General features: G+C 63.7%; 25 protein-coding genes and 1 pseudogene. 12 read left to right on the forward strand and 14 right to left on the reverse strand.

The features are described from left to right. Positions 1-31: 31 nt before the first annotated feature. Both NPS29_RS03075 and NPS29_RS03080 read right to left on the reverse strand, forming a co-directional pair. Positions 32-1,327 carry a PQQ-dependent sugar dehydrogenase gene (locus tag NPS29_RS03075; protein WP_274130642.1) on the reverse strand — a complete coding sequence of 432 codons (1,296 nt, stop codon included), beginning with the start codon at positions 1,325-1,327 and terminating at the stop codon, positions 32-34. Next, positions 1,324-1,752: a DUF2231 domain-containing protein gene (locus NPS29_RS03080; RefSeq protein WP_274130644.1), complete on the reverse strand. Its 429-nt coding sequence runs from the start codon at positions 1,750-1,752 to the stop codon at positions 1,324-1,326. The genes NPS29_RS03075 and NPS29_RS03080 overlap by 4 nt, the downstream gene beginning before the upstream one ends. Positions 1,753-2,033: 281 nt before the next feature. On the opposite strand from NPS29_RS03080, the gene NPS29_RS03085 reads away from it, so the two are divergent. Then, positions 2,034-2,456 (forward strand): NUDIX hydrolase, encoded by a 423-nt coding sequence (locus NPS29_RS03085; protein WP_274130646.1) that lies wholly within the window; start codon positions 2,034-2,036, stop codon positions 2,454-2,456. Between the two features lie 204 nt (positions 2,457-2,660). Here the strand turns inward: NPS29_RS03085 and NPS29_RS03090 are convergent, their stop codons facing one another. The 7 genes from NPS29_RS03090 to NPS29_RS03120 are packed head-to-tail and all read right to left on the reverse strand — an operon-like array spanning position 2,661 to position 9,302. Next, positions 2,661-3,716, reverse strand: a complete 1,056-nt coding sequence (locus NPS29_RS03090; protein WP_425312430.1) for an ABC transporter substrate-binding protein — start codon at positions 3,714-3,716, stop codon at positions 2,661-2,663. Then, positions 3,713-4,903, reverse strand: coding sequence for an NAD(P)/FAD-dependent oxidoreductase (locus tag NPS29_RS03095; RefSeq protein WP_274130648.1), 1,191 nt, complete (start codon positions 4,901-4,903; stop codon positions 3,713-3,715). The genes NPS29_RS03090 and NPS29_RS03095 overlap by 4 nt, the downstream gene beginning before the upstream one ends. Further along, positions 4,900-6,276 (reverse strand): NAD(P)/FAD-dependent oxidoreductase, encoded by a 1,377-nt coding sequence (locus NPS29_RS03100; RefSeq protein WP_274130650.1) that lies wholly within the window; start codon positions 6,274-6,276, stop codon positions 4,900-4,902. The genes NPS29_RS03095 and NPS29_RS03100 overlap by 4 nt, the downstream gene beginning before the upstream one ends. Beyond that, positions 6,273-6,563: a (2Fe-2S)-binding protein gene (locus NPS29_RS03105; RefSeq protein WP_274130651.1), complete on the reverse strand. Its 291-nt coding sequence runs from the start codon at positions 6,561-6,563 to the stop codon at positions 6,273-6,275. Before NPS29_RS03105 ends, NPS29_RS03100 begins: the two co-directional genes overlap by 4 nt. Positions 6,564-6,606: 43 nt before the next feature. Next, entirely contained in the window at positions 6,607-7,401 is a 795-nt protein-coding gene (locus tag NPS29_RS03110; RefSeq protein WP_274130652.1) for an ABC transporter permease, read from the reverse strand. A gap of 3 nt (positions 7,402-7,404) precedes the next feature. Beyond that, the gene (locus NPS29_RS03115) at positions 7,405-8,277 is read right to left on the reverse strand and encodes an ABC transporter permease (RefSeq protein ID WP_274130653.1); all 873 of its coding nucleotides are present in this window, start codon (positions 8,275-8,277) and stop codon (positions 7,405-7,407) included. Continuing rightward, a complete protein-coding gene (locus NPS29_RS03120; protein ID WP_274130655.1) occupies positions 8,274-9,302 on the reverse strand; it encodes an ABC transporter ATP-binding protein in 1,029 nt (342 codons plus the stop codon). Before NPS29_RS03120 ends, NPS29_RS03115 begins: the two co-directional genes overlap by 4 nt. A 250-nt stretch (positions 9,303-9,552) precedes the next feature. Between NPS29_RS03120 and NPS29_RS03125 the strand changes: the two genes are divergently transcribed. The 3 genes from NPS29_RS03125 (at position 9,553) to NPS29_RS03135 (ending at position 13,275) form a co-directional block, all read left to right on the forward strand. After that, positions 9,553-10,389: an IclR family transcriptional regulator gene (locus tag NPS29_RS03125; RefSeq protein ID WP_274130656.1), complete on the forward strand. Its 837-nt coding sequence runs from the start codon at positions 9,553-9,555 to the stop codon at positions 10,387-10,389. A gap of 62 nt (positions 10,390-10,451) precedes the next feature. After that, positions 10,452-11,372: a LysR family transcriptional regulator gene (locus NPS29_RS03130; protein WP_274130657.1), complete on the forward strand. Its 921-nt coding sequence runs from the start codon at positions 10,452-10,454 to the stop codon at positions 11,370-11,372. Between the two features lie 283 nt (positions 11,373-11,655). Further along, complete coding sequence (locus tag NPS29_RS03135; protein WP_274130658.1) at positions 11,656-13,275, forward strand: methyl-accepting chemotaxis protein; 1,620 nt, start codon at positions 11,656-11,658, stop codon at positions 13,273-13,275. Positions 13,276-13,468: 193 nt separating this feature from the next. Here the strand turns inward: NPS29_RS03135 and NPS29_RS03140 are convergent, their stop codons facing one another. Both NPS29_RS03140 and NPS29_RS03145 read right to left on the reverse strand, forming a co-directional pair. After that, a complete protein-coding gene (locus NPS29_RS03140; protein WP_274130659.1) occupies positions 13,469-14,416 on the reverse strand; it encodes a class I SAM-dependent methyltransferase in 948 nt (315 codons plus the stop codon). A gap of 49 nt (positions 14,417-14,465) precedes the next feature. Next, positions 14,466-15,353, reverse strand: coding sequence for a LysR family transcriptional regulator (locus NPS29_RS03145; RefSeq protein WP_274130660.1), 888 nt, complete (start codon positions 15,351-15,353; stop codon positions 14,466-14,468). A gap of 106 nt (positions 15,354-15,459) precedes the next feature. Between NPS29_RS03145 and NPS29_RS03150 the strand changes: the two genes are divergently transcribed. Next, positions 15,460-15,993 carry a GNAT family N-acetyltransferase gene (locus NPS29_RS03150; protein ID WP_274130661.1) on the forward strand — a complete coding sequence of 178 codons (534 nt, stop codon included), beginning with the start codon at positions 15,460-15,462 and terminating at the stop codon, positions 15,991-15,993. Then, positions 15,977-17,128, forward strand: a pseudogene (locus NPS29_RS03155) (MFS transporter); the annotation flags it as partial. The gene NPS29_RS03150 and the pseudogene NPS29_RS03155, both read left to right, overlap by 17 nt. Here NPS29_RS03155 and NPS29_RS03160 read toward each other — a convergent pair. Then, entirely contained in the window at positions 17,057-18,346 is a 1,290-nt protein-coding gene (locus NPS29_RS03160) for an MFS transporter (RefSeq protein WP_274130662.1), read from the reverse strand. The pseudogene NPS29_RS03155 and the gene NPS29_RS03160 overlap by 72 nt on opposite strands. 244 nt (positions 18,347-18,590) lie before the next feature. On the opposite strand from NPS29_RS03160, the gene hemB reads away from it, so the two are divergent. Next, positions 18,591-19,565, forward strand: a complete 975-nt coding sequence (gene hemB / locus NPS29_RS03165) for a porphobilinogen synthase (protein ID WP_274130663.1) — start codon at positions 18,591-18,593, stop codon at positions 19,563-19,565. A 55-nt stretch (positions 19,566-19,620) separates the two neighbouring features. Here hemB and NPS29_RS03170 read toward each other — a convergent pair whose 3' ends face one another. Beyond that, complete coding sequence (locus NPS29_RS03170) at positions 19,621-20,526, reverse strand: LysR substrate-binding domain-containing protein (protein ID WP_274130664.1); 906 nt, start codon at positions 20,524-20,526, stop codon at positions 19,621-19,623. Positions 20,527-20,767: 241 nt separating this feature from the next. On the opposite strand from NPS29_RS03170, the gene NPS29_RS03175 reads away from it, so the two are divergent. Genes NPS29_RS03175 through NPS29_RS03195 form a run of 5 tightly spaced genes read left to right on the forward strand, consistent with a single transcriptional unit; the run spans position 20,768 to position 25,224 of the window. Then, positions 20,768-21,613, forward strand: a complete 846-nt coding sequence (locus NPS29_RS03175; protein WP_274130665.1) for a transporter substrate-binding domain-containing protein — start codon at positions 20,768-20,770, stop codon at positions 21,611-21,613. A gap of 12 nt (positions 21,614-21,625) precedes the next feature. After that, complete coding sequence (locus NPS29_RS03180; protein WP_274130666.1) at positions 21,626-22,288, forward strand: amino acid ABC transporter permease; 663 nt, start codon at positions 21,626-21,628, stop codon at positions 22,286-22,288. A gap of 7 nt (positions 22,289-22,295) precedes the next feature. Continuing rightward, a complete protein-coding gene (locus NPS29_RS03185) occupies positions 22,296-22,982 on the forward strand; it encodes an amino acid ABC transporter permease (RefSeq protein WP_274130667.1) in 687 nt (228 codons plus the stop codon). Between the two features lie 2 nt (positions 22,983-22,984). Then, on the forward strand, positions 22,985-24,487 hold the full coding sequence (gene argH, locus NPS29_RS03190) for an argininosuccinate lyase (RefSeq protein WP_274130668.1): 1,503 nt from the start codon (positions 22,985-22,987) through the stop codon (positions 24,485-24,487). Then, positions 24,484-25,224: an amino acid ABC transporter ATP-binding protein gene (locus NPS29_RS03195; RefSeq protein ID WP_274130669.1), complete on the forward strand. Its 741-nt coding sequence runs from the start codon at positions 24,484-24,486 to the stop codon at positions 25,222-25,224. The genes argH and NPS29_RS03195 overlap by 4 nt, the downstream gene beginning before the upstream one ends. 115 nt (positions 25,225-25,339) lie before the next feature. Here NPS29_RS03195 and NPS29_RS03200 read toward each other — a convergent pair whose 3' ends face one another. Then, a complete protein-coding gene (locus NPS29_RS03200) occupies positions 25,340-26,236 on the reverse strand; it encodes a LysR family transcriptional regulator (RefSeq protein ID WP_274130670.1) in 897 nt (298 codons plus the stop codon). Positions 26,237-26,268 lie beyond the last annotated feature (32 nt).

Below are 26,268 nucleotides of genomic sequence, written 5' to 3' on the forward strand. Positions count from 1 at the left end.
GCGGTGCATGCACCTACCGCCCGGTTGCACCTCACTTGTTGCGCGTCACGCGCCAGACGGTGTTGGAAAGGTCGTCCGCGATGATGAGGGCGCCCTTGGGGTCGACCGTGACGCCCACCGGGCGGCCTCGAGTCTTGCCGTCGGTGCCGCGAAAGCCGGTCGCGAAGTCCACCGGCTCACCACTGGCGTGGCCGTTGCTGAAGGGTACGAATACCACTTTGTAGCCCACCGGGTTGTCGCGGTTCCAACTGCCGTGCTCGCCGACGAACACCCCGTCCGCGAACTTCTCGCCCATGGCCGGGATCGAGAAATCCAGGCCAAGCGCCGCGACGTGTGAGCCCAGGCTGTAATCGGGCTTGATCGCCGAGGCGACCTTGGCCGGATCCTGCGGCTGGGCACGGGTGTCGACATGCTGGCCCCAGTAGCTGTAGGGCCAGCCGTAGAAACCGCCTTCACGCACCGAGGTCAGGTAATCGGGCACCAGATCCGGCCCCAGTTCATCCCGCTCGTTGGCCACGGCCCACAGGGTGCCGGTCCCGGGCTGTATCTTCAGCGCCGTAGGGTTGCGAACACCGGTGGCGTAGGGTTTGTGGGCGCCGCTTCTTGCATCGATCTGCCAGATCTGCGCGCGGTCCAGTTCGACCTCCATGCCGCGTTCGGTGACGTTGCTGTTGGAGCCGATGCCCACATACAGCTGGCTGCCGTCGGGGCTTACCGCCAGGGACTTGGTCCAGTGGTGGTTGATCTTCGAGGGCAGCTCGGTGAGGGTGGTCGGCGCGCCGCTGGCCTTGGTCTGGCCGTCGGCGTAATCGAAGCTCACCAGCGCATCCTGGTTGGCCACGTAGATCTTGCCGTTGGCGAACGCCAATCCGTACGGTGCGTTGAGGTTTTCGGCGAACACGGTCTTGAGTTCGTATTTGCCGTCCCCGTCGGCATCGCGCAGCAGGGTCAGGCGGTTACCACCCTTGACCTTGGTATTGCCCTGGGCCTTGATCACGCTGGCGATCACATCCTTGGGCTTGAGCTTGGGCGCCTCGGTGCCGCCTTTGCCTTCGGCGACCAGAATATCGCCATTGGGCAGGACCAGCGTTTGCCGCGGCACCAGCAGATCGCTCGCAATGGCCGAAATGCTGTAGCCCTCGGGCACGCTCGGTTTCTGGTCGCCCCAGGCAACCGGTTCGGCGATCTTCATGCTGGGCAGCAGCCCGCGTTCGGCCTGGGGCATCTGCGGGTCGGGGCCGTGGGTCTGAGGCGTATCCTTCTCGCCTCCGCAAGCGCTCAACAGCAGCGCCATGGCCAGCGCGCTCAGTGCGTAGGTCGGTCTCATCGGGCGTCTCCTGCACGAAGGTTGGTGAAGCCGGTCCAGGCCGATACACAGGCCAGCAGGGTCACGACGACAGACAGGATCAGCCCGTTGGGCATCACCGCCCAGGCGTCCTTGGCGTGTTCGAATGCGTTGATCCAGCCCAGCGCCCAGGTGACCAGCAGCAGCAGGAAATACACCGTCGGCCGGCCGGACCTTGGCCTGGCGCGGATCAGGTTGACCAGGGCAAACAGCAACGTCAGCCCGCACAACAGCATGCCGCCGGCAATCAGCCAGGAGGCGAAGTTGCTCCACTGGATCAGGAAGGTCTTGAAGTAGGCGATGTCACTGAGCAAGGCGCCCAGGAACAACGCCACGGTGCCGCCCAGCAGCATGCCATGCAGCGGCCCGGGCGTGCTGCGGTACAGAGGGTAGGGGGTATCGGTCACGTCGGCTCCTTATCGTTCGTCGCTCAGGGGCTGGCAGGCAGCCCTGGATGCACGGTTCCATCGGGTTCGCGTCAACGGTGCGCGTTAACAGGGATCGCTCTGGGACGCGCTTAGTTCAAAGCAATTGGCGGGTGTTTGTGCTGAACGACGGCCTGGCTCTGGGTGTCTATCCCGTCGAGGTGTCATAAGACCGACACTTTTGGGGCGCATGGTGATGCGAGCGTCGTCAGGACTCTGCGCGTTTCCTCACGATGTAATGTCACGGCCAGATGGGACGAACAATGGGTGCCATGGAAGCGAGTACAGCGAAATACAAAGGTTTGAAACAGCGGGCCACGGTGATTTATCGCCGCGACGGGGAGATCCTCTTCGTGCGCAAGCGGCGCTCGAAATGGAATCTGCCAGGCGGGCGGGTGGAACGTGGTGAAACGCCGCTGCAGGCGGCCAAGCGGGAAATGGCCGAGGAGACGGGTTTGCACTTCAGCAGGCTGGTTTATGTCTCCGAGTACAAGCAGGACAACGTGGTGCACTACCTGTTCGAGGCGCAACGCACCCACCCCAAGAAACCGCGTCCACTTAATGAAATCGACGATTGCCGGTGGTTGAGCACCAAGAAATTGAACAAGCGCAGCGTGCGCGAGCCGATCCGCGATCTGCTCAAACGCTGCGTGTCTGATATGCGCGGCAAGGCCAAAGCGGCCTGATCCGACCCGTAGCTGTCCGGTTTGGCGACGTCGGCGCACTTGAGTAAGTCCCCGCCGGCAAGCCGTGCTGCTACGGATTTGTAGTCGGGCCTGAATCCCGGGAACACCCAATGCCCTCGTAGCAGCACGGCTTGCCGGCGGGGGGCGATCCCGAGGGCGCCTACGCCGGCGAGCCGGACTGCTACGGATGGGGTTGCGCCGGGACTAGCGCTCGATGCTGCGGCTCCAGCGCGCATTCCACTCCGGCCGGATCTGGTTCACCTGGTCCCAGTCGATGGTCACCGCCGTCTCCAGGTATTTGTTCATCGCCTCGACCTGGCCCCGGGTGCGGTCGCTGGTCGGGGTTTTCGGGTTGGACGGGATCTGGTCACCCAACTCCAGGGCTGGCGCCTGGGCTTGCGGGGTCAGCAGGAATTCGGCCAGTTTCTGCGCTAGTTCAGGCTGATCGTTATTGGCGATGGTGCACTCGGCCACGTTCAACACCACGGCGCCTTCCTTGGGCGGCGCGTACTCCACCGGCACGCCCTTGAGCTTGAGCGCGGTGACCTGGGTCGGCGTGAGCGGGAACAGCGCCGCTTCGCCGGTCTGCACCATCTCGGAAATCTTCGCCGAGCTTGCAATGTACTCCAGTACGTTAGGCCCCACGGTTTTTGGCCAGGCCTTGAACCCCGGCTCGACATTGGTTTCGTCCCCGCCCTGCAGGCGGTTGAACATCAGGAACCCGTGCAGGCCGAACGTGGAGGAGGCCAGCGACTGAAACACCAGTTTGTCCTTGTAGCGCTTGTCCGCCATGTCAGCCCAGGAGGTCGGCGCGCTCCAGCCGTTTTCCTGGAACATTTTGGTGTTGTACGCAAGACCGGTCACGCCCAGGCTCACGGCCACCGCCTCATCCTTGATCTTGCCCTTGGCCGGGATGTCGTCCAGGGTCGCGCTCGGTTGCAGCTTGCCGCACAGGCCCATGGAGATCGCCCGGTACATGATGCCGTCGTCGAGGAACATGACGTGCATCTGCGGGTTGTCCTTGCTGGCCTGGACCTTGGCCAGGATGTCAGACGAGGTGCCCGGCACGATCACCACCTTGACGTTGTTGGCCTTCTCGAAGGCCGGCAGCACCTGATCGGCATACAGGCGTTCCATGGTGCCGCCGTTCATCCCCAGGTAGAGGGTCGGCTCGGCGTGGGCGGGCAGCGTGACTAGTGCCGCGGGCAGGCAGGACGCGCAGGCCAGGGCGAAACGTTTCACAGTGTGCAGGGTGTTCATGACGACGACCTTCCTCTGAGCAATGGGATGACGTTGCTCGTGTCCACGGCAGACACGGCGGTGACGGGTGGTGCAGCAGGTACGAAACGCTTGATGGAAAACGCTGCCAGGTCGATGTCCGGCGCGCCCTTGCAGACGATCTGCGCCAGAGCTTCCCCGGCAGCGGGGCCGATCTGAAAGCCGGAACCTGCGAAGCCGAAACCGTGAAGCAGGCCCGTTTGGGTTGTGCTGGCGCCTAGCACCGGCTCGCGGTCGGGCAGGTAACCTTCGGTGCCGCTCCAGGTGCGAATGGCCTGGGCGCCGGCCAGTGGCGGATAGAGTTCGACGGCATTGCGCAGGATTTCCAGAATCGCTGCCTGACCCGGACGGGCCTTGGTCGGGTCCAGCGGAAAGCCCTGACCGCCACCCAGCACGCAGTTGCCCCGGGCGACCTGGCGGGCATAGATGCCACCGCCCTCGACCCCGGTGCTGACGTCCATGAACATCGGCAGCGGCTCGGTCACCAGCATCGCCGGATGGCCTGCGCGCATCGGCACCGGCTCGCCGAACTGTTCAGCCAGTGCCGCCGCCCAGGCGCCTGCGCAGTTGAGCAGCCATGGCGCACGAAACGCCTGGCCGTCGGCGGTCCTCACGTTAAAGGCGTTGCCGTCATGGCTGACGTCGATGACCTTGGCCTGTTCGAACACTTGAGCCCCGGCGCGCCGCGCTGCGTGAGCGAAGGCCGGGGAGACGATGCGCGGGTTGGCATGACCGTCGTCGGCGCACAGCGAGGCACCCACCGCCACGTCACCGGCCCAGGCAAAGCGCGCTCGCAGCTGGCTGCGATCAAGCAACTGCAAATCCAGCCCGAAGCCTCGAGAGGCCTGCTCGTAACTCACCAGTGCGGCCATGTCCTTGTCGCTGCGGGCCAGCTTCAGGTGGCCGGAGCGCAGGTATTCGCCGTCGATGCCGATCAGCGCCTGCAGATTGGCCCAGATCCCGTGGGCCCGCTGGGAAAGCGGTAACTGGGACAATGGCCGCCCCTGACGACGCACGCCGCCATAGTTGACGCCACTGGAGTGCGAGCCGAAGAAATCCCGTTCCAGCAACGCGACGCGCTGGCCGGCCCGGGCGAGAAACAACGCCGCCGAGCTGCCGACGATGCCGCCGCCGATGACCACCGCATCCACCTCGATCGGCAGGCTCATTGCTCCACCTCCACGCCGAAGGGCAGTGGCTTGATCGGCGCCTGTCCACGCAGACGTCCGACGCTGGCAATGTCCCGGCCCGAGGCCTGGGCGACGATCTCGGTCGCGGCCAATCCGCACATGCGCCCCTGACAGCGGCCCATGCCGACCCTGCACATGGCCTTGACCCGGTTGATCTCCCAGTGACCCTGCTCGACGGTGTGGCGGATGTCGCCGGCGCTGACTTCCTCGCAGCGACACACGGTCAGCTCATCAGGGGCTTTTGTTGCCCAGTCTTCGGGGAACGGGAAGGCAGTTTCCAGCCCGTGACGGAAACGCTCGATGGCTCCAAGTTTGCGTTGCAACCCGGCGCTGCGGGCCTGATCGATCTGATGCCCGCTGTCGGCCAGAAGCGTCAGCGCCGCCAGTTCGCCAGCCATCTCGGCGGCATCGGCGCCCATGATGCCCGCGCCGTCACCGGCCAGATAAACCCCCTCGACGCTGCTGCGCCCGCTGGCATCGCGTTGGGGTAGCCATGCGCGGTTGAGCCCGCTCCAGACGAATTCGCAGCCCAGCAGGTCAGCCAGTTGAGTTTCGCTGCGCAGTGCATGGGCAAAGCCTACGGCGTCGCAATCGAGTTCAACGATGTCCGCGCCGCGCTGCCACTTCACGCCGCTGACGCGCTGCTCGCCTTCGATACTCTGTAGCTGCACGCCCTGATGCACCGGGATGCCGCGCGTGGTGAGCCAGGTGCGGTAGTAGACGCCCTTGGCCAGTGTCAGGGGTTGGCCGAGCAGCGCGGGCAGGGCGTGGGCCTGGGCCAACAGCGGCGAGCTGTCGAGCACAGCCACGATCTTGGCGCCGGCCTTGGCGTATTGATAGGCCACCAGATACAGCAGCGGCCCGCTCCCGGCAAAGACCACCCGCTCGCCAATCGCACAGCCCTGGAATTTGAGGGCGATCTGCGCCGCCCCCAGGCTGTAGACACCGGGCAGCGTCCAGCCTGGCACCGGCAATATGCGGTCGGTGGCGCCGGTGGCGACGATCAGTTGTTTGTACGGGACCTGAGCCGAAACGCCGTTGGGACCGTCATTGAAGGTCAGGGTGTCGAGTGTGCGGTCCTCGGCATTCCACACCAGGGTTTGCGGGCGATAGTCGATATCCGCCTGCAGGCGGTCGAGGGTTGAATGCACCGCCTGCGCCTTGGCCGCTTCGAAGCCATACAAGGCTTTGGCGGGGCGTTTGAAGTTCGCCGGCTGGCGGCGATAGATCTGCCCGCCACCGCGCAGCCCCTCATCGATCAGGCAAGGTTGCAGGCCATAGGCGACCAGCGTCTGCGCTGCCCGGATGCCGGCAGGCCCGGCGCCCACGATCACGATATCGCTGGTTTTCATAGGCTGCGCCCCGGCTCGCGAATAACGCAGTGGTCTGCCTCAAGCAGGGTCGAACAGGCGCGCACCCGGCGACCGTCGCCAAGCCGGACCCAGCAGTCCTGGCAGGCGCCCATCAGGCAGAACCCGGCCCGTGGGCTGGCGCTGAAATCGCTGCCGCGCAGATGCTCGCCGGCCGTCAGTACGGCGGTCAGCAGCGTGTCGCCCAGAAGACCGGTGGCCGGCTGGCCGTCGAGGGTAAACGGCAGGACATCGCGGTCGGTTTCTGCCAGTCGTTTCAGCAATGCCATGGCGCTCTCTCTGTCAGGCAAAAACGCAATACGAGGGTGTTCATCAGTGTTTGCCCACCAGCACGCGGTCCAGGCCGTAGACCCGGTCAAGAACGATCATGGTGGCGGCGGTGAGGGCGATGACCAGCGCAGACACCGCCGCCATCATCGGGTCGATGGATTCGGTGGCGTAGACGTACATGCGCACCGGCAGGGTCTGGGTCGAGGGCGAGGTGACGAAGATCGACAGGGTCACTTCGTCGAAGCTGTTGATGAACGCCAGCAGCCAGCCCCCGGCCACGCCGGGCAGAATCATCGGCAGGGTGATTTGCCGGAACAGGGTGAAGCGGTTCGCACCCAGAGATTCGGCGGCTTGCTCGGCACTGCGGTCGACACCGATGGCGGCGGCGATCACCAGGCGCAGCACGTAGGGCGTGATGACCACCACGTGGGCGAACATCAGCCAGACGAAACTGCCGTTGACCCCCATCAGCGCGAACAGGCGCAGCATCGCCACCCCCAGCACCAGGTGCGGGATGATGATCGGCGATAGAAACAGGCCGTTGAGAAAGTCGCGGCCGGGAAACTGGTAACGGGTGATCGCCAACGCCGCAGGCACCGCAATCAGGGTCGCCAGGGTTGCCGCCACCACCGCCAGGATCAGGCTGTTATAGAAGGCCTGAATGAAGTCGGCGCGCTCGAACACCGCTTCGAACCAGCGCAGGGAAAAACCGTCCCACGGCAGGCTCAGTGTGTTTTCCGGGGTGAAGGCCACCAGGCAGACCACCACCAGCGGCGCCAGCATGAAGACCACCACCAGGGCGTGAAAGGACAGGGCCAGAGGGCCGTTCTTGGACATCGGTCATTCCCCCAGGGATTTTTTGTAGCGGCTTTCCACCAGCCGGTTCCACGACAGCATCACCAACAGGTTGACCAGCAGCAGGGCCACCGCGATGGTCGCGCCCATGGGCCAGTTCAGCTCCGACAGGTACTGGTCGTAGACCACCGTGGCGACCATCTTCAAGCGCCGGCCGCCCAGCAGGCCCGGAATGGCGAAGGAGCTGGCCGACAGGCCGAACACGATCAGCGTGCCGGAGAGCACGCCGGGCATCACTTGCGGCAGCACCACCAGGCGCATCACCTTGGCCTGGGTCGCGCCCAGGGACAGCGCCGCCTGTTCGGCCGACCTGTCGAGCTTCTGCAGCGAGGTCCATACCGGGATGATCATGAACGGCAGCATCACGTGAACCAGCGCCAGGATCACCGCGAACGGGGTGTACAGCAGTTTCACCGGCCGCCCGCCGAGCGCCTGGATCGCCTGGTTGACCAGGCCGTCGGCGCCCAGCAACAGACTCCAGCCAAAGGCCCGCACCACTACCGAAATGAGCAGCGGGGTGAGGATCAGGATCAGGAAGATCGACCGCCAGGGCGCGCCCATGCGGCTGAGGATGTACGCCTCGGGCACGCCGATCACCACGCACAGCAGGGTGACCAGCGCGCTGATCCAGAAGGTGCGGAAAAAGATCTCGTAGAAGTAGGAATCGGTGACCAGGTTCAGGTATTGCGCCAGGGTCCAGGCGTCGCCCTTGACCCCGACCTCGTAGTCGAACACGTTGAACGACAGCACCAGGGTCAGCAGCAACGGCAGCACCAGCAGGCCGACGAACAGGGCGAGCGCCGGAGTGGACAACAGATAACCGCGACCCGTGTCGCGCAACACGCCTGCGCCACTCATGCCGGCACCTCGTCGGAGGTCAGCACCCGCAGCAGCTCGGCGGACCAGTCCAGCCCCACCACCATGCCTTCGTTGAACGGCGCGTCACCGTTGTTGCGGCGTACCACGGTCAGCTCGCCAATCGAGGTCTCGACGCGATACAGCCACTGGCTGCCGAGGAAATAGCGGGTGACGATCCGGCCTTGCAGGCGGCCTTTGTCGGCGTCCACCAGATCGATCTTCTCCGGGCGCAGGCTCAGGGTCAGTTCACCGTCGCCATGGGCTTCGCGTACCTGCGCCGCGCCGCTGTGATCGCGGTCGCCGCGCAGCAGGTTGGCCTTGCCGACGAAGCCGGAAATGAAGCGGGTGCGCGGATGTTCGTAGAGTTTGTACGGCTCGTCGATCTGGGTGATGCGCCCGGCCTGCATCACCACCACGCGGTCGCTGATCGACAGCGCTTCGGCCTGGTCGTGGGTAACCATCAGCGTGGTGATACCGACTTCACGCTGGATGCGGCGAATCTCGAACTGCATCTCTTCGCGCAGGTTGGCGTCCAGGTTCGACAGCGGCTCGTCGAGCAGCAGCACCGGAGGCTCGATCACCAGCGCCCGGGCCAGGGCCACGCGCTGACGCTGGCCGCCGGACAGTTCGCGAGGGTAGCGCTCGGCGTGCTTGTCCAGGCGCACCAGTTCCAGCACCCGCGACACCCGGCGCTGGATATCGGCGCCCGCAACCTTGCGCATCTTCAGGCCAAAGGCGACGTTGTCGCGAACCGTCATGTGGGGGAACAGCGCGTAGGACTGGAACACCACGCCCAGGCCACGGCTGGCGGGTTTGGCGTGGGTGATGTCACGTCCATCGAGCAGGATGCGCCCGGCGCTGACATCGACGAAGCCGGCGATCATTTGCAGGGTGGTGGTCTTGCCGCAGCCGGAGGGGCCGAGCAGGGAAACGAACTCGCCTTTGGCCACCGACAGATCAGTGGCGACCACCGCATCGACCGCGCCATAGCGCTTGCACAGTGCCTGGAGTTGTAGAAAAGCCATGACTGCTTCCACCTTTTTTGTCGTGCACACCCGGGGCGTGCGTTTTGTGTGGGCAGATGCGAAAAGAAAAACGTGCGTGCTGTTGCATGGACGCTGGCGCTCGATCGGGGTCGGCTGCCGCTGTTATTCAAATCGCCCTGTGGACTGATCCTATGCCTGGGAATAGGATGGGCTCAACGATGAATTTCATTGAGCGAGTAGTATTTTCAGGTTTATGCGTTCAGTGGATTGATAAAGGTAAAAGAGCAATATGGATTCCATTGAGCGGAATAATGCCGAAAAAGAAACGGGCGTCGGTGCGGTGTCTCGGCTCTTCGCGGTTTTACGTTGCCTGGGCGAGTGTCCGGAAGGTGGCGAGCGGGTCACGCAACTGGCGCAGCAGGTTGGCCTGTCGCAACCCACGACCCATCGCCTGCTGCGCAGCCTGGTGGACGAGGGCATGGTCGAGCAGGACGCCCGCAGCAAGCGTTATCGCTTGAGCCTTGAATTCTTCGCCCTGGCGGCCAAGGCCGGGCAGACCGGCAACCTGCGGGACGTGGTGCGACCCAGCCTGTTGCGGCTGTCGGCGTCACTGGGGGATTCGCTGTTCCTGCTGGCGCGCAGCGGTTTCGATGCGGTGTGCCTCGACCGCAGCGAAGGCCCGTATCCGATCCGCACCTTCACCGGTGACATCGGGGGCCGCGTGGCCTTGGGCGTAGGGCAGGGCAGCCTGGCGATTCTGGCGTTCCTGCCCGAGGAAGAGCGCGAAACGGTCATTCGTTACAACCTGCCGCGGCTGCGGGACTTTCACCTCTATGACGAGGTGATGCTGCGCTCGGAGATCGATAACGTGCGCCGCCTGGGTTACGCCGCGCGCAACACCGGCGTGCTGGAGGGCATGGCGGGTCTTGCGGTGCCGATCCTCGACCGCGAAGGTCGGGCCGTGGCCGCACTCAGCGTGGCGACCATCAGCGACCGCCTCAACGCCGAACGCATGCCCACCGTAGTGGACATGCTCAAGCGCGAAGCCAGCGGCATCAGCCCGAAGATCAATCCCTTCGACCCCGTGCTGCGCCGGCCTTCGCAGGTGTTCGGGCAAAGGGAGTAGCGGTGATGCCCGTGGGCACGATCATCTATATTCTGACCAATTGATACCTGGTGTAACTAATCGTGAAACGCCACTTCGATGATATTCAACTGGGCAGCATCGAGCTGTTCTGCCTGGCCGCGGAGGCGGGGAGCTTCACTGCGGCCGCCCTGGCTGCTGGCGTCACGCCTGCGGCCGTCAGCCGCTCGATCTCCCGGCTGGAAGAGCGCCTGGGTGTCCGGATGTTCGTGCGCACCACCCGCAGCATTCGCCTGACCGACAGTGGCCGGCTGTATTTCGAACAGTGCACCCAGGCGCTCGCGCAGCTGATCGAGGCCGAGCGTCAGGTCTCGGGTCAGCAACTCAAGCCCTCCGGGACCCTGCGCATGAGCATTCCCACCACCTACGGCCATCACCGCATCCTGCCGCTGCTGCCTGAATTTCGGCGCCGTTACCCCGAGGTGACGGTCGATATCAACCTGAGCAATCGCAACATCGACTTCGTGGCCGAGGGTTACGACATGGCGATCCGCGTGCGTACCCAGCCGGACTCGACCCTGATCGCTCGTAAACTGGAAGATGGCGCGCTGGTGCTGGTGGCCACGCCCGACTACCTGAAACGCGCAGGCACCCCGCAGACGCTGGACGATCTGGCCAGCCATGACTGCATCCAGTACGAACTGCCGAGCAATGGCCGACGCATCCCCTGGCTGTTTCAGGAGAACGGCCAACTGCGGGACATCCTGGCCGAAGGCGGTTATTGCTGTTCCGACGACGTGCTGGGAGGCGTGACCCTCGCCAAAAGCGGGGCAGGCTTGTTTCAGGCCTATCGGTTCGTGGTGGAGAAAGAGTTGCGCGACGGCACGCTGGTTGAAGTGCTCAAGGCCAATGCCGGGCGCTCACGGCCGTTCACCTTGCTCTATCCCAGCAACCGGCACGTGCCGCTGCGCTTGCGGGCGTTCATCGATTATCTGAAAGAGTGTCAGGTGGCGTGGAGCGAATAGAGCTGTCGATGAGGACCTGTAGGAGTGAGCTTGCTCGCGATTGCAGTTCGTCAGTTCGCATTGATGTAGCCGACATGACGGGATCGCGAGCAAGCTCACTCCTACAGGGTTGCGACCACCTGTCGGATCTGTTCGATACACACTCAAGAACCCCGTCCCAGAGCCGATGCTTGTGCGTAAGCCCTGTGGTTTGACGTGATGTCAGACCCAGGCACAGGGAAGTGACACGCATGCAAACCTTCGGGCCATTCCCGAGGCTGTCCTCCCTGACGAGATTCTCCGTATGTCCAAATCCCTCAAATTGCAGATTCTGGCGCTGCTCAGCGGCAGCCTGGTGCTGGTGCTGCTGATCGCGCTGGCGTGCTTCCAGTTCCTGTCCAGCAACGTCCAGGCTTATCGCGGGTTGCTGGAAGGTCCGCTGCGTGCGTCGCAACTGGTCGATCAGGCCAACCTTCAATTCAAGATTCAGGTCCAGGAGTGGAAGAACGTCTTGCTGCGCGGCAAGCAGGCGGCTGACCGCGACAAGTTCTGGGGCCAGTTCGAGGATCAGGAGCGTCTGGTGCAGGATGCGCTGGGCAGCCTGAGCGCCATGAAAGGCCTGGATTCGGCGACCAGATCCCAGGTAGACAAACTGCGCGACGAACACCGCGCGTTGGGCGTGGCCTACCGAAAAGGCCGCGATGCGTTCGTCGCTGCCAGCGGCGATCCGGTGGCAGGGGATCAGGCGGTCAAGGGTGTAGACCGCGCCGCCAGCGAGCAAATGAGCGAGCTGGTGACCAGCCTGCGCAAGCAGAGCGATCAGCAGTCTGCGGTTATCAGCAGCACCGCCGACCAGACCATTCTCATCGGCACGCTGGTGATGTTGGCTTCAGCGTTGCTGGTGGGCTGGCTGACCCTGTGGATGGTCAACCGCAATATCGTCGGCCCCATCAGCATGCTGATCGAATACGTCGCGCAATTGAGCCAGGGCCGCTTCAGTGATCGGGTCAACGTCACGCGTCAGGATGAACTGGGGCGTCTGGCGGTCGCCGCCAACGTGTTGCGTGATTTCCTCGCCGACACCTTCACGCGTCTCAAGCGCAGCACCACTGATCTGGACAGCGCCGGCGGCGAGCTCAAGGCCATTGCAGCGTTGATGGCCCAGGGCACCCACGAGCAGTTCGAGCGTACCGACCAGGTGGCCACCGCCATGACCGAGATGTCGGCCACCGCCCAGGAAGTCGCCCGCCATGCAGCCCAGGCGGCCAATGCCGCCGATGAAGCGGACCGCAGCTCCCAGGACGGCGGCAAGGTAATGAGCGCGACCATCACCTCGATCACCCGCATGCGCACTGAAATCAGCAACACTGCTGAGGTCATTCGCCGTCTGGAAAGTGACAGCGGCCGTATCGGCAAAGTGCTGGAAGTGATTCACGGGATTGCCGAGCAGACCAACCTGCTGGCCCTCAACGCGGCCATCGAAGCGGCCCGTGCCGGTGATGCCGGGCGTGGCTTTGCTGTCGTGGCCGACGAAGTACGCACCCTGGCCCAGCGCACCGCGGCGTCCACGGCGGAGATCAACCAGATCATCAACTCGGTGCAGACCGGCGCCATCGATGCTGCCCAGGCCATCGAAAACGGCCAGGCACGCAGCCAGGAAAGCGTGGAGCAGGTGACCCTGGCGGGCTCGTCCCTGCAACGCATCACCACGGCGGTCGAAGCCATCCGTGACATGAACCGCCAGATCGCCACCGCAGCCGAGGAACAGACCTCGGTGGCCGAAGACATCTCGCGCAACCTGACGGAAATCACCGCGATCGCCACCACCAACCAGAACAACGTGCAGCGCACGCAGACCGCGAGCAAAGACCTGCATGAATTGTCAGTGGGGTTGAACGACGTGATCTCGCGGCTCAGCGCCTGAGTTTACAGAGGCGATCATAACGTAGCAGCACGGCTTGCCGGCGGGATCGATCCTGAGGCCGCCCCCGCCGGCAAGCCGTGCTGCTACGGTCCGCATCGACCCTATATGAGCGCGCTTGCCCGCGACAGCGTCAGGTCAGACAACCTCGATGCCCTCGGTGCCAGGTCTGGCGCGGTCGCGGGCAAGCGCGCTCCTACAGGTCTGGTGCCTGGCGGAAAACCAGGGCCTTGAGGCCGCCGCCGGGTTCGGCATCGGCAAACTCAGGAGGGTTCTCCAGGCGTTGTTCAAAGCGCAGACCCGGCGCCTCACGCCCCATGCTTTCAACCAGAAAATCGGCACCCAATGCCGGATCGTTCATGCAGGCGAGCACGCAACCGTCTGCGGTCAGCAACTCCGGCAGCTTTCTCAGTACACGCTGGTAATCCTTGGTCAGCAAAAAACTGCCTTTCTGAAACGACGGCGGGTCGATGATCACCAGATCGTAAGGCCCGCCGCTCTTGACCTTGCCCCATGACTTGAACAGCTCATGGCCGAGAAAGCTCACCTTGCCCAGGTCATGGCCGTTCAGGCGGTGGTTGTCCCGACCGCGACTCAAGGCCGCGCGGGACATGTCCAGGTTGACCACGAAATCCGCGCCGCCTTCGACCGCCGCCACGGAGAAACCGCAGGTATAGGCGAACAGGTTGAGGATGCGCTTGCCGGAGGCATTGGCTCGCACCCAGTCGCGGCCATAGCGCATGTCCAGAAACAGCCCGGTGTTCTGCTTGCGGCCGAAATCCACCCAGTACCGCAGGCCGCCTTCGGTCAGCGCCCATTCGTCCGGCATCTCGCCCCGCAGCGCTTCGGTGAGGCTGTCGGGCAGGTAGCGATGTTGCAGCAACAAGGTATGGGCCTGGCTGCCGATCCACTGCGGCGACTGGCACAGCTCATCGAGCAACCGCTTCAAGGCCGCCAGCTCATCGGCTGCCGGTTCCTTGAACAGCGACACCAGCACCACGCCCTGCATCCAGTCTACGGTCAGTTGTTCCAGCCCCGGCCAGCGGCGGCCACGGCCGTGAAACAGGCGACGGGTTTCAGCGGGGGCGGCGGCGAGGGCAGTCAGCAGGTGCTGATTGAGGGTGTTCAGGGCGTCGGCATTCATCGGGTGGCGGCAGGTCGGCTGTGAAGAAGGGGCGGCATTCTAAACCCAATCAGCCCTTTAGCGTCTGCAAGGCTTCGAGAACCTGACGCAGTGCCTTGCCCAGCGGCTTGTCCTGGCGCAACACGATTCCCAGCGTGCGCCGCAGCGGCGGCTGCAGCGGCATGACACGCAGCCCCCGGCGATGATGTTCCCCGGCCACCGACATGCGCGGCACGATGCTGTAGCCCAGGCCTGCGCCGACCATTTCCTTGATGGCCTCGATGCTGCCCAGCTCCATCACCGGTTTGATCCGTAAACCGGCGTGCAGATACCACTCATCGATCAGCAGCCGCGTGCTGCTGCCAGCCTCGAATACCACCAGCGGCAGTTCGATCAGCGCTTGAGGCGTGATGACGTCAGGCACCGCGTGGTGTTCGGCGCTGAATATGGCGACGAACTCGTCATCCAGCAGCGGCGAGATCGACAGGCTGCGGCCCGATGCGGGGAGGGTGACCAGCGCCAGGTCCAGGCGGTTTTCCTCCACCGCACGCAGGATGCCATCGGTATTGCCGGTGCTGACGCGCACGTCGAGCGCCGGAAACTGGCGCCGCAGTTGCTGCAGGATCGGTGGCAGCAGATGGATGCAGGCCGTGGCACCGGTGCCGATGGCGACCTGACCGGCGACACCCTGAGCATGGCTGGACAGGTCAAGCAACGCGTCTTCGACCACCGCATCGATGCGGCCAATGTGCGTCAGCAATGTGCTGCCGGCAGAGGTGGGCTTGATGCGTTTGGCCACGCGCTCGATCAGGCGCAGGTTCAGACGCTCCTCCAACTGGCGGATGTGCAGGCTGACGGCGGGTTGGGTCAGGTTCAGGCGCTCGGCGGCGGCGGAAAAGCTGCCGTGGCGGATAACCATGGCGAAGCTGTGCAGATGGGTAAGGTTGAGCCGTTGCATGGCAAAGATTTACTTATGCTGACGATGACGAATCATAGCTTTGTTTTGAGTAGGGCGCGCCTCATCATTGCTTCACAACCTGTTTCTTGTACTGGAAGACCTCTCCATGCCCCACGACCTCATCCTGCGCGACGCCCGTGAAGACGACATGCCCACGGTACGTGAGATCTACGCCCATCACGTGATCCACGGCACCGCCAGCTTCGAACTGGAGCCGCCCACCCTCGCGCAGATGCTGCAACGCCGGGGGGATGTGGTCGGCCAGGGCCTGCCTTACGTGGTCGCCGAACGCGAAGGTGAAGTCGTCGGTTACGGCTACGCGACATTGTATCGGCCGCGTCCTGCATATCGTTTCACGGTCGAGGATTCGGTCTACGTGCGCGACGGCATGGCGGGGCTGGGTATCGGCCAGGCGCTGCTGAAGTTGATCGTCCAGCGTTGCATCGACGACGGCCGGCGGCAAATGGTGGCGGTGATCGGCAACAGCGAAAACACCGCATCGATCCGCCTTCACCAGCGCCTGGGCTTTCGGGTGGTCGGGGTATTCGAGTCGGTCGGTTTCAAGCATGGCCGCTGGCTGGACACGGTGCTGATGCAGCGCACCCTGGGCGAAGGCGACAGCTGTGTGCCCCGCGGATAAACCCGCGCTCAGGGCGTGGGTGGTCTGGCGGCTGGGCATCGCGCAACTCATCAACTGGGGCACTTCGTTTTATCTGCTTGGCGCATTCGGCGAGGCAATGGCGAGGGACCTGGGGTTCAGCGGCCAGCAGGTGTCTGCCGGCCTGTCGGTAGCGATGGTGGTGATGGGGTTGGTCTCGCCCTTGAGCGGCGGGCTGATCGAGCGGTTTGGCGGGCGGCGGGTACTGCGTGCCGGCACGCTGATCAACGCCTCAAGCTGTGCCGCATTGGCTTGTGCGCCCCTGTCGCTGGCGGGTTTCTATGGGCTTTGGGCATTGCTGGGCGTCGGGATGCGGCTGTCGTTGTACGACGCATTGTTCGCCGCCATGGCGGGCCTGGACGGCGAACGTGCGCGCCCGGCCATGGTGCGGATCACGCTGCTGGGCGGCCTCGCCTCGGCGGTGTTCTGGCCTCTGGGGCATGAGTTGCAGGAACGCTGGGGCTGGCAGGGCGGATTGTGGGTGTACGTCGGGTTCATGCTGGTCAGCCTGGCGCTGGTCGGCGCGCTGCCCACCCGTCCGCATGCGGTAGCGATCAGGCCCCAAGGGCAGGTCGAGGAGGGCGAGATATCCACACCATGGTCACGGCAATGCTTGTACGGTTTGGGCGTGACGCTCACAGGCGTGTTGTCTGCCGGACTGGCGGCGCAGTTACCCGCATTGCTCGGCGGCATGGGTGTGCCCGTCGGTCTGGTGGCGTTGTGGGGCATCGGCCAGACCTGCGCCCGCCTGACCCAAAGCCTGTTCGGCCGCAGGACGCCAGCGCTGTCGCTCAATCTGTGGGTGGGCATCGGGCTGCCGCTGTGCTTTGCGCTGGGCCTCGTGGCTCAGGGTCGAACAGCGCTGGCCTGCCTGTTCGTGTTCGGTTACGGCGCGCTGAATGGCCTGGCCACCTTACTGCGCGCCAGCTTGCCGTTCGAATTGTTCGACCACCGCCAGTACGCGCGACTGCAAGGGCGGCTGGTCGCGCCGGGGTTCATTCTGGCCGCCTTCGCGCCCTGGTGTTTTGCCGCCGTGCGTGACCACTCAGGGGATCGGGCCGTGCTCGGGCTGGCCTTGTCCATCGGTGTCGTCAGCCTGCTCACGGCGCTGCTGCTCGGGCACATTGTCCGCACTCAGGGTCTCGGGCACGGCCAGCCACAGCAGCAGGAAAGCCGCCGCAGCAATGGCGGCCAGGGTCAGGAAGGCGGCGCTGTAACCAGCGGCTTCGACCACCCAGCCTGCGAGCCCGTTACTCAGCGCAGCGCCCAGCCCGAAGACCGTTGAAATCGCCCCTAGGCTGACATTGAAACGGCCGGTGCCCTGGGTCAGGTCCTTGACCACCAGCGGCAACAGCGCGCCAAAGGCGCCGGCGCCGATGCCGTCGAGCAACTGCACCCCCACCAGCCAGTACGGGTTGTCCGACAGCACGTACAACACCCCGCGCAGCGGCAGGATGATGAAGCCTGCCAGCAGCAGCGGCTTTCGCCCCCAGTCGTCGGCTTTGGCGCCCACCAGCCATGCCACCGGCACCATCACCAGTTGCGCGGCGACGATGCAGGCGGAGGTAAGCGGGGTCGCCAGGTGCACGTCGATCTGCGACAGCTTCTGGCTGACCAGTGGCAGCATGGCGGCGTTGGCCAGATGGAACAGACCGCAGCAGATGGCGAAGGTCAGCAGCGGTCGATGGCTGAGCAGCAGGACCAGCCCGGAAGGCTGCTCGTGGGACTGTTCATGGTCCGGGTTGAAGCCCCGGGCCACGTCGTGATCGATGGCGCTGGCGTCCACCAGGGCCACGGCAACGATGCTCGCCAGCGCCATGAAGGCCATCAGGTAAAACACCGCAATCGGCCCGAACAGCCAGGAAAATCCCCCAGCCAGCAATGCTGCGCAGGCGTTGCCGGCATGGTTCCACGTCTCGTTGCGCCCGGTGCGGCGGGTGAATGCCTTGGGACCGGTGATCCCCAGGGAAATCGCCGCGATGGCCGGGGCGAAAACAGACCCTGCGATGGCGCTCAATGCCTGGGTAACCAGCACCCAGGTGAAACTGTGGATGAACGGCAGGACCAGGCAACCGGCCGTCACCAGCAGCGCGGCGACGATCACCACCAGGCGCTTGCTGCGGGTGCGGTCAATCAGCGCACCCGCTGGCGTCTGGGTGACCAGAGCGGCTATACCTGCCAGGGTCATGACCAGGCCAATGCTGGCAGGGTCCCATTTGTGAACGGCCAGCAGGTAGATCGCAAGGTAGGGCCCGAGCCCGTCGCGAACATCGGCCAGGAAGAAGTTCAGACCGTCCAGTGAACGGTTGTTGCGCACGTCGGACGGGCTGTTCAAGGTCGGTCTCTGCCAGTGGGGCGCGTTGCCGGATCGGCTGCCGCTCTTGGCTAATGACCCGGCGGCGCATGCTTCGTTCGCTGGCGTTGCAAGAGTTTGTCTGATGCACTGTTGCAGCTTTGGTAAGGGACTTTATTCACCTGCCATTTGAATCGGCGCCGGGGCAGGCATAAGCTTCGCGCCATTGAACCTGCGCACCTTCAGGTGCTGCGGTCGTTTTCGTACACTTTTTTCAGGAACTGCCATGTCCAGTCTGTTTCCCGCCGCTCGTCCACGTCGCCTGCGCAGCAATGCCAACTTCCGCGCGTTGTTCCAGGAAACCGAATTCACCCTGAACGATCTGGTGCTGCCGATCTTCGTCGAAGAAGAAATCGATGACTTCGTGCCAATCACCAGCATGCCTGGCGTGCGCCGCATCCCGGAGAAGAAACTGGCCGAGGAAATCGAGCGCTATGCCCGCGCCGGGATCAAGTCGGTGATGACCTTCGGTGTGTCGCACCATCTGGACGCCAGCGGCAGCGACACCTGGCAGGAGAACGGCCTGGTCTCGCGCATGTCGCGGACCATCAAGGACGCGGTGCCGGAGATGATCGTGATGTCGGACACCTGCTTCTGCGAATACACCGACCACGGCCACTGCGGTGTGATGCACGGTGCCCACGTCGATAACGACGCCACCATCGAGAACCTCGGCAAGCAGGCCGTCATTGCGGCCCGTGCCGGTGCCGACGTGATCGCGCCCTCGGCGGCGATGGACGGCCAGGTTCGCGCCATTCGTGCGGCGCTGGACGCGGCGGGCTTTCATCAGACGCCGATCATGGCTTATTCGACCAAATTCGCGTCCTCGCTGTACGGGCCGTTTCGTGAAGCCGGTGGTTCGGCGCTCAAGGGCGACCGCAAAAGCTATCAGATGAACCCGATGAACCGCCGCGAAGCCCTGCGCGAGTCGCTGCTGGACGAGGCCGAAGGCGCCGACGCGCTGATGGTCAAGCCGGCAGGGGCGTACCTGGACATCATCCGAGACATCCGTGAAGCCTCGAACCTGCCGCTGGCGGCATACCAGGTCAGCGGCGAATACGCGATGATCAAATTCGGTGCCCAGGCCGGTGCCATCGACGAAGGCCGCGTGGTCCGCGAGAGCCTGGGCGCGATCAAACGCGCAGGCGCGGACCTGATCTTCACCTACTTCGCGATGGACCTGGCGCTGGAAGGGATCTGATCCCGTAGCAGTCCGGCTTGCCGGCGTAGGCGGTCTCAAGGTCGTATCGCGGTTTCTACAACTGCCAGCCCTTGCTCGCCTCGCCGAGCATTTCCTGGATCAGCACGCTGAACCGCTGGCTCAGCAAGCTTTGCGGCCTGTCTTCGGGCAGCATCAGATAGGTCGAGAAGCGGATCTGCGGCAGGAATGGACGGGTCTCGATCCCCATGTGCAGGTATTCCCGCGCCACCATGGGGCTGACGATACTCACCCCCAGCCCCAGCGCCACCAGCGAGCAAACGGTCGCGGCGTAGGGCGTTTCGACATTCAGTTTGCGGTATTCCCGATCTTCGGCGAACACCCGGTCGACCCGTGTACGCGAACCGTCGTTGAGCGACAGGGAAATGAACTCCTCGCCGTGTAGATCCTCCGGCTTGATCGACGACAGTTCGCTCAGCCGATGCCCCTTGGGAAACACGCATACCCCCGGTACATCGCAGATCTTCTGGGTGCTCACCCCCGGCATGTCCTCGCCCACATAGGACGCCAGCCCCACATGGCAGAACTGCGAAGCTGCCCAGTGAGCGACCATCGGCGAGTCGCTGGTGTGGATCGAAATCGCGGCTTCGGGATTTTCCTGGCGAAAGCGCTGGATGACCCTGGGCAAGACCGTCAGTGACAGCGACGGCACTGCAGCGATGCGCAGTTGGCCCGTCCCGCCACGGCGAATGTTCTGCGCCGACCGTTCCAGGCTCTGCAAACCGATGAACGCACGCTCAACGTCGGCGAACAGCGCCGCACCTTCATCCGTAGGCAACAGCCGCCCACCCACGCGCTCGAACAATTTGAAGCCGCTGCCGCGTTCAAGCTGAGCGATCAACCGGCTGACGTTGGGTTGCGAGGTGTGCAGCGACTCGGCTGCTGCGGTCATCGAGCCGCTCAACATCACGGCGCGGAAAGCTTCGACTTGTTTGAAGTTCATGGCAGGCCATATCAATTCGGTATGGGTGACCAATGTATTGTCATTTGTTGGCATGAGCCAGAGGCTTTATAACTGTTTTCGACATCGATAGTTCGCGCAGACGAACACGGTGGCCCGGCATCTGTGTCTACCCGGCATGGCGTGGCAAACCCCGCTGAGCTCTTCCTTGAAGTCTGCCCTTGAAATCTTTGCGTGGCGCCGCGTTGCGGGGCACCTCGCTGATCGTCTACCAGGAGGCATTATGTCGTTTTCGTTAAGTTTCCTCGTTCGTGCTCTGGCTTTCTCATCTGTTTCCCTGGCAGGGATGGCGCAGGTTCATGCGGCCGATCTGCCGCCGGTACCCGACGAAATCAAGGAGGCCGGGCAATTGCGCGCCGGTGTGCGCTGCGACCAGCCTCCCTATGGCTTCCAGGACAGCAGCGGCGACTACGCGGGCGTCGAAGTCGAAATGTCCAAACAGATCGCGCTGTGGGCGCTGGGCTCCAGGGACAAGGTAAGCTTCACCTGCGTCACCGCCGAAAACCGCGTGCCACAGCTGATCGGACGCAAGGTCGACTTTCTCATCGCGACCCTGGGCGTGACCCCTGAACGGCAGCGGGTGATCGACTTCACCACGCCTTATCGCTGGGGGGCGAGCGACGTGGTAGTGAAGAAGGACAGCCCGATCAGGTCCATCAAGGACCTCAACGGCAAGACCCTGGCCACCCTCAAAGGCTCGGTGCAGGCCAAGTGGTTCGAAGATCACATGCCCGAGGTCAAGACACTGCGCATGAACAGCGCCGCCGATGCCCTGCAGACCTTTCGCCAGGGTCGGGCCGACGCCTACACCCACGATGCTGCAACCCTTGTGGTAGTGGCTGCCAACGACGGCGACGCCCGCCTTATCAACGAGCCGTTCCAGATTTCCGACGCCGCCATCGGGGTGCGCAAGAACGATGAACCATTGCGCGACTACCTGAGCGCTGCGGTGGCGAAGATGCACGAAGAGAAGCTGTTCGGCGGTTGGGTGCGTCAGTACGTGCCGCAGAACATCCAGAGCTACTACCTGAGCGTATTCGAGCAGGCCAAGCCTGCTGAAAAACTCTGATCGGGCGCCGTCATGGATTTTGATTTCAATTATCTGTTGGCCCAGTGGCCAGCCTTGCTCGACGGCGTGCTGATGACGCTACGAGTGTCGCTGCTGGCCATCGGTTGCTCGCTGCTGATCGGCGTTTTCGGTGGCGCGGTGCGGGCCTTCCGGATTCCGTTTCTGGCCCAGGCCGTGATGCTGTACGTGGAGCTGATCCGCAACACGCCGATCCTGGTGCAACTGTTCTTCATTTTCTATGGCCTCCCGGCCGTCGGCCTCGAGTTATCGCTGTTCTGGTCCGGTGTGCTGTGTCTGTCGCTGTGGGCCGGCGCCTATCAGGTGGAGAACATGCGCGGTGGTCTGGCGACGGTGGAGAACAAGATGCGCGAAGCGAGCATGGCGTTGAGCCTCAAGCCGCACCAGTACTTCTATCTGGTGGCCTTGCCGATTGCCTTTCGCACCAGCTTGCCAGCGGTGCTCAACACGGCGATCTCGCTGCTGAAAAACTCGTCCTACCTGCAAGCCATTGGTCTTGCGGAGTTGACGTTCGTGGCGGTCGACCGGATCGCCACCGACTTTCGGGCCATCGAGATGTTCAGCGCGATCTGCGTGATGTACCTGATTCTGGTGGCGATCCTGTCGCTTGCGACCGGACGCCTGTCGGCCCACCTGCAACGTCCTTTCAGGCACTGAGGCCAGTATGAATTTTCTGATCGAAAACTGGGGTTTCGTGCTCAAGGGACTGTGGATGACCGTACGCCTGGCGCTGGTGATCCTGCTGTTCACCACGATCATCTCGACGGTGTTCGGCGTGCTGGCGACCCTTAGGAATCGCCTGCTGTGGTGGACGATTCATGGCTACGTGGAGCTGTTTCGTTCGATTCCGCTGATCGTCAACGTGTTCTTCATCTTCTTCGGCGCGCCGATGTTCGGCCTTGATCTGAGCCCCTTTGCCGCGGTGGTCACAGGGCTCACGTTGTGGGGAAGCGCCAACGGCATCGAGATCGTGCGCGGTGGGCTTGAGTCGGTGAACCGCCACCAGTGGAAAAGCGCATGGACCCTGGGCCTGCGCCCCTGGCAGATCTATCTGCACGTGATTGCCCCGCAATCGATGAAGGCGATCCTGCCGGCCTACACGGGCTTGCTGACCATGCTGGTGCAGGCCACCTCGCTGGGAGCGCTGGTTGGAGTGGGCGAGTTTCTCAAAGTTGGCCAGATCATCGTCGAGCGCTCCACCGTGATGACGGGGGTGAGCCCCGCGTTCGCGGTCTATGGCCTGGTGCTGGTGGTGTATTTCGTTATCTGTTCGCTGCTGAGCTGGCTCAGCCGTTATCTCGAGCGTCGCCTGGGTCGTCCGGCGATGCGCGTTACTCGTGAAGGGGTTTGAACATGCAAGAATCCAAAGTCAGTCGTCGTTTGAAAGAAACCACCGCCCCCGAGGTCAACGAGTTCATCTACCGGCCTCGTCTGGAAGGTTTCGCCGATGGTTTTCTCAACCTGGGCAACGTCAACAAGGCGCACATCGTGATGCTCGCCGAGCAAGGCCTGATTCGCGGAGAACATGCCACTGCCCTGGCCAAAGGGGTGCTGGACATGGAAGCGGCGGGGCCGGCGGTGGTCACGCTGGACCCGTCCCGGGAGGACGCTTATTTCAACTATGAAGCGCACCTGATCGAGCAGATCGGCACCGATGTCGGCGGCCGCCTGCACACCGGGCGCAGCCGTAATGACATCCTCGCCACCCTGGACCGCATGCGCTGCCGTGAAGTGCTCATGGCCCTGATCGATGCGCTGATCCAGGCCCGCCAGACTGCGCTGAACAACGCCGAGGTGTTCGCCGAGGTGGTGATGCCCGGTTACACCCACCTGCAACCGGCGCAGCCGATCACCTACGGTTATTACCTGTCGGCGGTGGAACAGGCGCTTGAGCGTGACTGTAAACGCCTGAGCCAGACCCTCGAATCGATGAACCAGAGCCCGCTGGGGGCTGCTGCCTTCGCCGGTACGCCGTTCGACATCGACCGGGCACGCACCGCAGAACTGCTGGGCTTCGACGGTTTTCTCGACAACGCACTGGATGCCGTGGGCTCCCGTGATTTCATTCTGGAAAGTCTGTCGCACTTGAGCCTGCTGTCGGTGTTCTGGAGCCGGGTGGCGCAGGACTACTTTGTCTGGAGCACCCACGAATTCAGCCTGATCGACTTCCCGGACAGTGTCGCGGCGACGTCGAGCATCATGCCGCAGAAGAAAAACCCGACGGTGCTCGAGTATCTCAAGGGTCGCACCGGGCATATCGTGGGCCTGTTGATGGCCGCGAGCGTGACGGTCAAGGGCAGCAACTTCTCCCACACCGGGGACGCCAATCGCGAGGGCACGCGGGGGTTCTGGGAGGCCGCCGAAGAAAGCCTGCGTTGCCTGAAACTGCTGGAGTTGGTGCTGCGTACCGCAACTCCGAATGCCGAACTGGCAAGCCGCCGGGCAGGGGAAGATTTCTCCACGGCCACAGGTCTTGCCGACCTGATCGTGCGAGAAGCCGATCTGTCATTCCGCGAAGCGCATCATATCGTCGGCGCTGCAGTACGCATGGCGATGGACGCAGGCTTGCCAGCCCATCGCATCGATACCGCAATGGTTGACCTGTGTGCCCGCGAGCAGCTGGGCCACGCCCTGAATCTGCCTGCCGACAAGGTGCGCGAGTGCCTGGACCCGACCGCCAACGTGCAGTCGCGCAACTCGGCTGGCGGGCCGGCGTTGTCCTCGTTGCTGCCCAGCCTGGCTCGTGCCAATGCGCGTCTGCACCAGGAGCGCCAGGCCAATCAGGCCCGTCGTGATCGGCTGCTGGCGGCCCAGGACAAGCTTCAGGCGGCTACCCGCGCGCAGGCCGGCCTATGAAACCGATGCTGACAGTGCGCGGGCTGCACAAGCATTTCGGCTCGGTGGAGGTGGTCAAGGGTGTCGACCTGGACGTGGCGCAGGGCGAGGTGGTGGTGATCATCGGGCCCAGTGGTTCGGGCAAGTCGACCTTCATTCGCTGCCTCAATAGCCTGGAAGAGCCGTCGGCAGGCAGCGCGGTGGTCGATGGTGGCGACTCGGTTCGCGCCGACGACCGCAAGGCCATGGCGCGACTGCGTGAAGACATCGGCATGGTGTTTCAGGATTACACGCTGTTTCCGCACATGACGGTGATGGCCAACATGATCCTGGCGCCGGTCAAGGTCAAGGGCGTGAGCAAGACCGACGCCCGGGCCAGCGCGCTGGCTTTGCTTGATCGCGTGGGTTTGAAGCACAAGGCCGATGGCTATCCGGGCGAGTTGTCCGGCGGGCAGCAACAGCGGGTGGCGATTGTTCGTGCGCTGGCGATGAAACCGCGCCTGCTGCTGTTCGATGAGCCAACCTCTGCCCTGGACCCGGAGACAGTGGGTGAGGTACTCAGCGTGATGAAGGGCCTGGCCGCAGAGGGTATGACCATGATCGTGGTGACCCATGAAATGGGGTTTGCCCGGGAGGTGGCGGATCGCGTGGTGTTTTTCGATGGTGGCAAGATCGTCGAAATGGGCCCGCCAGCGCAGGTGTTCTCGGCACCAGAACATCCACGCACGCGGCAGTTCTTGCAGAGCGTGCTGCATTGATACTCACCCCACAAATCCTGTAGGAGTGAGCTTGCTCGCGATAGCGGTGTGTCTGCGACAAATCCGTTTCTGAAATGCCCCCATCGCGAGCAAGCTCACTCCTACAGGTCGGTGTTCAGACCGAGAGGTCGGCGTCGGCCCTGAAGCCCTCGGCCAAATAATCCACGAACGCCCGTACCCGCGCCGACTGCCTGCGGTTGGCCGGGAGCAGGGCGTGAATGGGCAGGGCTGACGGTATGAGGTCCGGCAGCACTTGCACCACCCGGCCTTGGGCAATGTCCCGGCGATACAGCCAGGTCGGCGACAACGAAATCCCCAACCCGCTGAGCACCATCTGCCGGATTGCCTCGCTGTTGTTGCTGCGCACATTGCCTTTTACCTGCACGTGATACTGCCCCGCATCGAACACCCAGGTGTCGAAATCGGCCAGCAGGTTGAACAGGATGCAGTTGTGCAGGCTTAGCTCCTCAGCCGTCTGTGGCGTTCCATGACGCTCAAGATAATCGGGCGCCGCGACCAGTAACCGCCGGGTCAGGCCGATCTGCCGAGCGATCAGGCTGCTGTCCTTCAACTCGCCAATGCGGATCGCCACGTCCATGCCTTCGCTCACCAGATCGACGTTCTGGTCGCTGAGCAGCAAGTCCACCGTGACCTCGGGATAGCGCTCAAGAAACCCCTGCAACCTGGGGGCGATCTGCAAGCGGCCAAAGCTCACCGAGGAGGCGATGCGCAACGGCCCCGCCACGGCCTCCCGACCCGTCTGGAAACTGTGCTCTGCGCTGTCCACCGCCGCGAGGATGTCGCGACATTGCTTGTAATAGCGGGTGCCTTCATCGGTGAGCGACAACTGACGGGTGCTGCGGGCAATCAGGCGGCCGCCCAAGCGTTTTTCCAGTGCGTTGATCTGTTTGCTGACGGTCGGCTGAGTCGTGCCCAGCTCTCTTGCGACGGCCGAAAAACTGCCGCGTTCGACCACCCGCACGAATATGGCCATGGCTTCGAGAGTGTCCATCGCGGGCTCATTCAGTCTGATTATGGAATAAA

It is taken from the genome of Pseudomonas putida (assembly GCF_028682175.1).
GTDB classification, from domain to species: Bacteria; Pseudomonadota; Gammaproteobacteria; order Pseudomonadales; family Pseudomonadaceae; genus Aquipseudomonas; species Aquipseudomonas putida_AD.

What these genes read in the sequence shown, in the direction of transcription:
- NPS29_RS03075 (WP_274130642.1), bottom strand. Translation starts at nt 1,327, where the DNA reads ATGAGACCGACCTACGCACTGAGCGCGCTGGCCATGGCGCTGCTGTTG.
- NPS29_RS03085 (WP_274130646.1), top strand. Translation starts at nt 2,034, where the DNA reads ATGGGTGCCATGGAAGCGAGTACAGCGAAATACAAAGGTTTGAAACAG.
- NPS29_RS03090 (WP_425312430.1), bottom strand. Translation starts at nt 3,716, where the DNA reads ATGAACACCCTGCACACTGTGAAACGTTTCGCCCTGGCCTGCGCGTCC.
- NPS29_RS03095 (WP_274130648.1), bottom strand. Translation starts at nt 4,903, where the DNA reads ATGAGCCTGCCGATCGAGGTGGATGCGGTGGTCATCGGCGGCGGCATC.
- NPS29_RS03100 (WP_274130650.1), bottom strand. Translation starts at nt 6,276, where the DNA reads ATGAAAACCAGCGATATCGTGATCGTGGGCGCCGGGCCTGCCGGCATC.
- NPS29_RS03105 (WP_274130651.1), bottom strand. Translation starts at nt 6,563, where the DNA reads ATGGCATTGCTGAAACGACTGGCAGAAACCGACCGCGATGTCCTGCCG.
- NPS29_RS03110 (WP_274130652.1), bottom strand. Translation starts at nt 7,401, where the DNA reads ATGTCCAAGAACGGCCCTCTGGCCCTGTCCTTTCACGCCCTGGTGGTG.
- NPS29_RS03115 (WP_274130653.1), bottom strand. Translation starts at nt 8,277, where the DNA reads ATGAGTGGCGCAGGCGTGTTGCGCGACACGGGTCGCGGTTATCTGTTG.
- NPS29_RS03120 (WP_274130655.1), bottom strand. Translation starts at nt 9,302, where the DNA reads ATGGCTTTTCTACAACTCCAGGCACTGTGCAAGCGCTATGGCGCGGTC.
- NPS29_RS03125 (WP_274130656.1), top strand. Translation starts at nt 9,553, where the DNA reads ATGGATTCCATTGAGCGGAATAATGCCGAAAAAGAAACGGGCGTCGGT.
- NPS29_RS03135 (WP_274130658.1), top strand. Translation starts at nt 11,656, where the DNA reads ATGTCCAAATCCCTCAAATTGCAGATTCTGGCGCTGCTCAGCGGCAGC.
- NPS29_RS03140 (WP_274130659.1), bottom strand. Translation starts at nt 14,416, where the DNA reads ATGAATGCCGACGCCCTGAACACCCTCAATCAGCACCTGCTGACTGCC.
- NPS29_RS03145 (WP_274130660.1), bottom strand. Translation starts at nt 15,353, where the DNA reads ATGCAACGGCTCAACCTTACCCATCTGCACAGCTTCGCCATGGTTATC.
- NPS29_RS03150 (WP_274130661.1), top strand. Translation starts at nt 15,460, where the DNA reads ATGCCCCACGACCTCATCCTGCGCGACGCCCGTGAAGACGACATGCCC.
- hemB (WP_274130663.1), top strand. Translation starts at nt 18,591, where the DNA reads ATGTCCAGTCTGTTTCCCGCCGCTCGTCCACGTCGCCTGCGCAGCAAT.
- NPS29_RS03170 (WP_274130664.1), bottom strand. Translation starts at nt 20,526, where the DNA reads ATGAACTTCAAACAAGTCGAAGCTTTCCGCGCCGTGATGTTGAGCGGC.
- NPS29_RS03175 (WP_274130665.1), top strand. Translation starts at nt 20,768, where the DNA reads ATGTCGTTTTCGTTAAGTTTCCTCGTTCGTGCTCTGGCTTTCTCATCT.
- NPS29_RS03180 (WP_274130666.1), top strand. Translation starts at nt 21,626, where the DNA reads ATGGATTTTGATTTCAATTATCTGTTGGCCCAGTGGCCAGCCTTGCTC.
- NPS29_RS03185 (WP_274130667.1), top strand. Translation starts at nt 22,296, where the DNA reads ATGAATTTTCTGATCGAAAACTGGGGTTTCGTGCTCAAGGGACTGTGG.
- argH (WP_274130668.1), top strand. Translation starts at nt 22,985, where the DNA reads ATGCAAGAATCCAAAGTCAGTCGTCGTTTGAAAGAAACCACCGCCCCC.
- NPS29_RS03195 (WP_274130669.1), top strand. Translation starts at nt 24,484, where the DNA reads ATGAAACCGATGCTGACAGTGCGCGGGCTGCACAAGCATTTCGGCTCG.
- NPS29_RS03200 (WP_274130670.1), bottom strand. Translation starts at nt 26,236, where the DNA reads ATGGACACTCTCGAAGCCATGGCCATATTCGTGCGGGTGGTCGAACGC.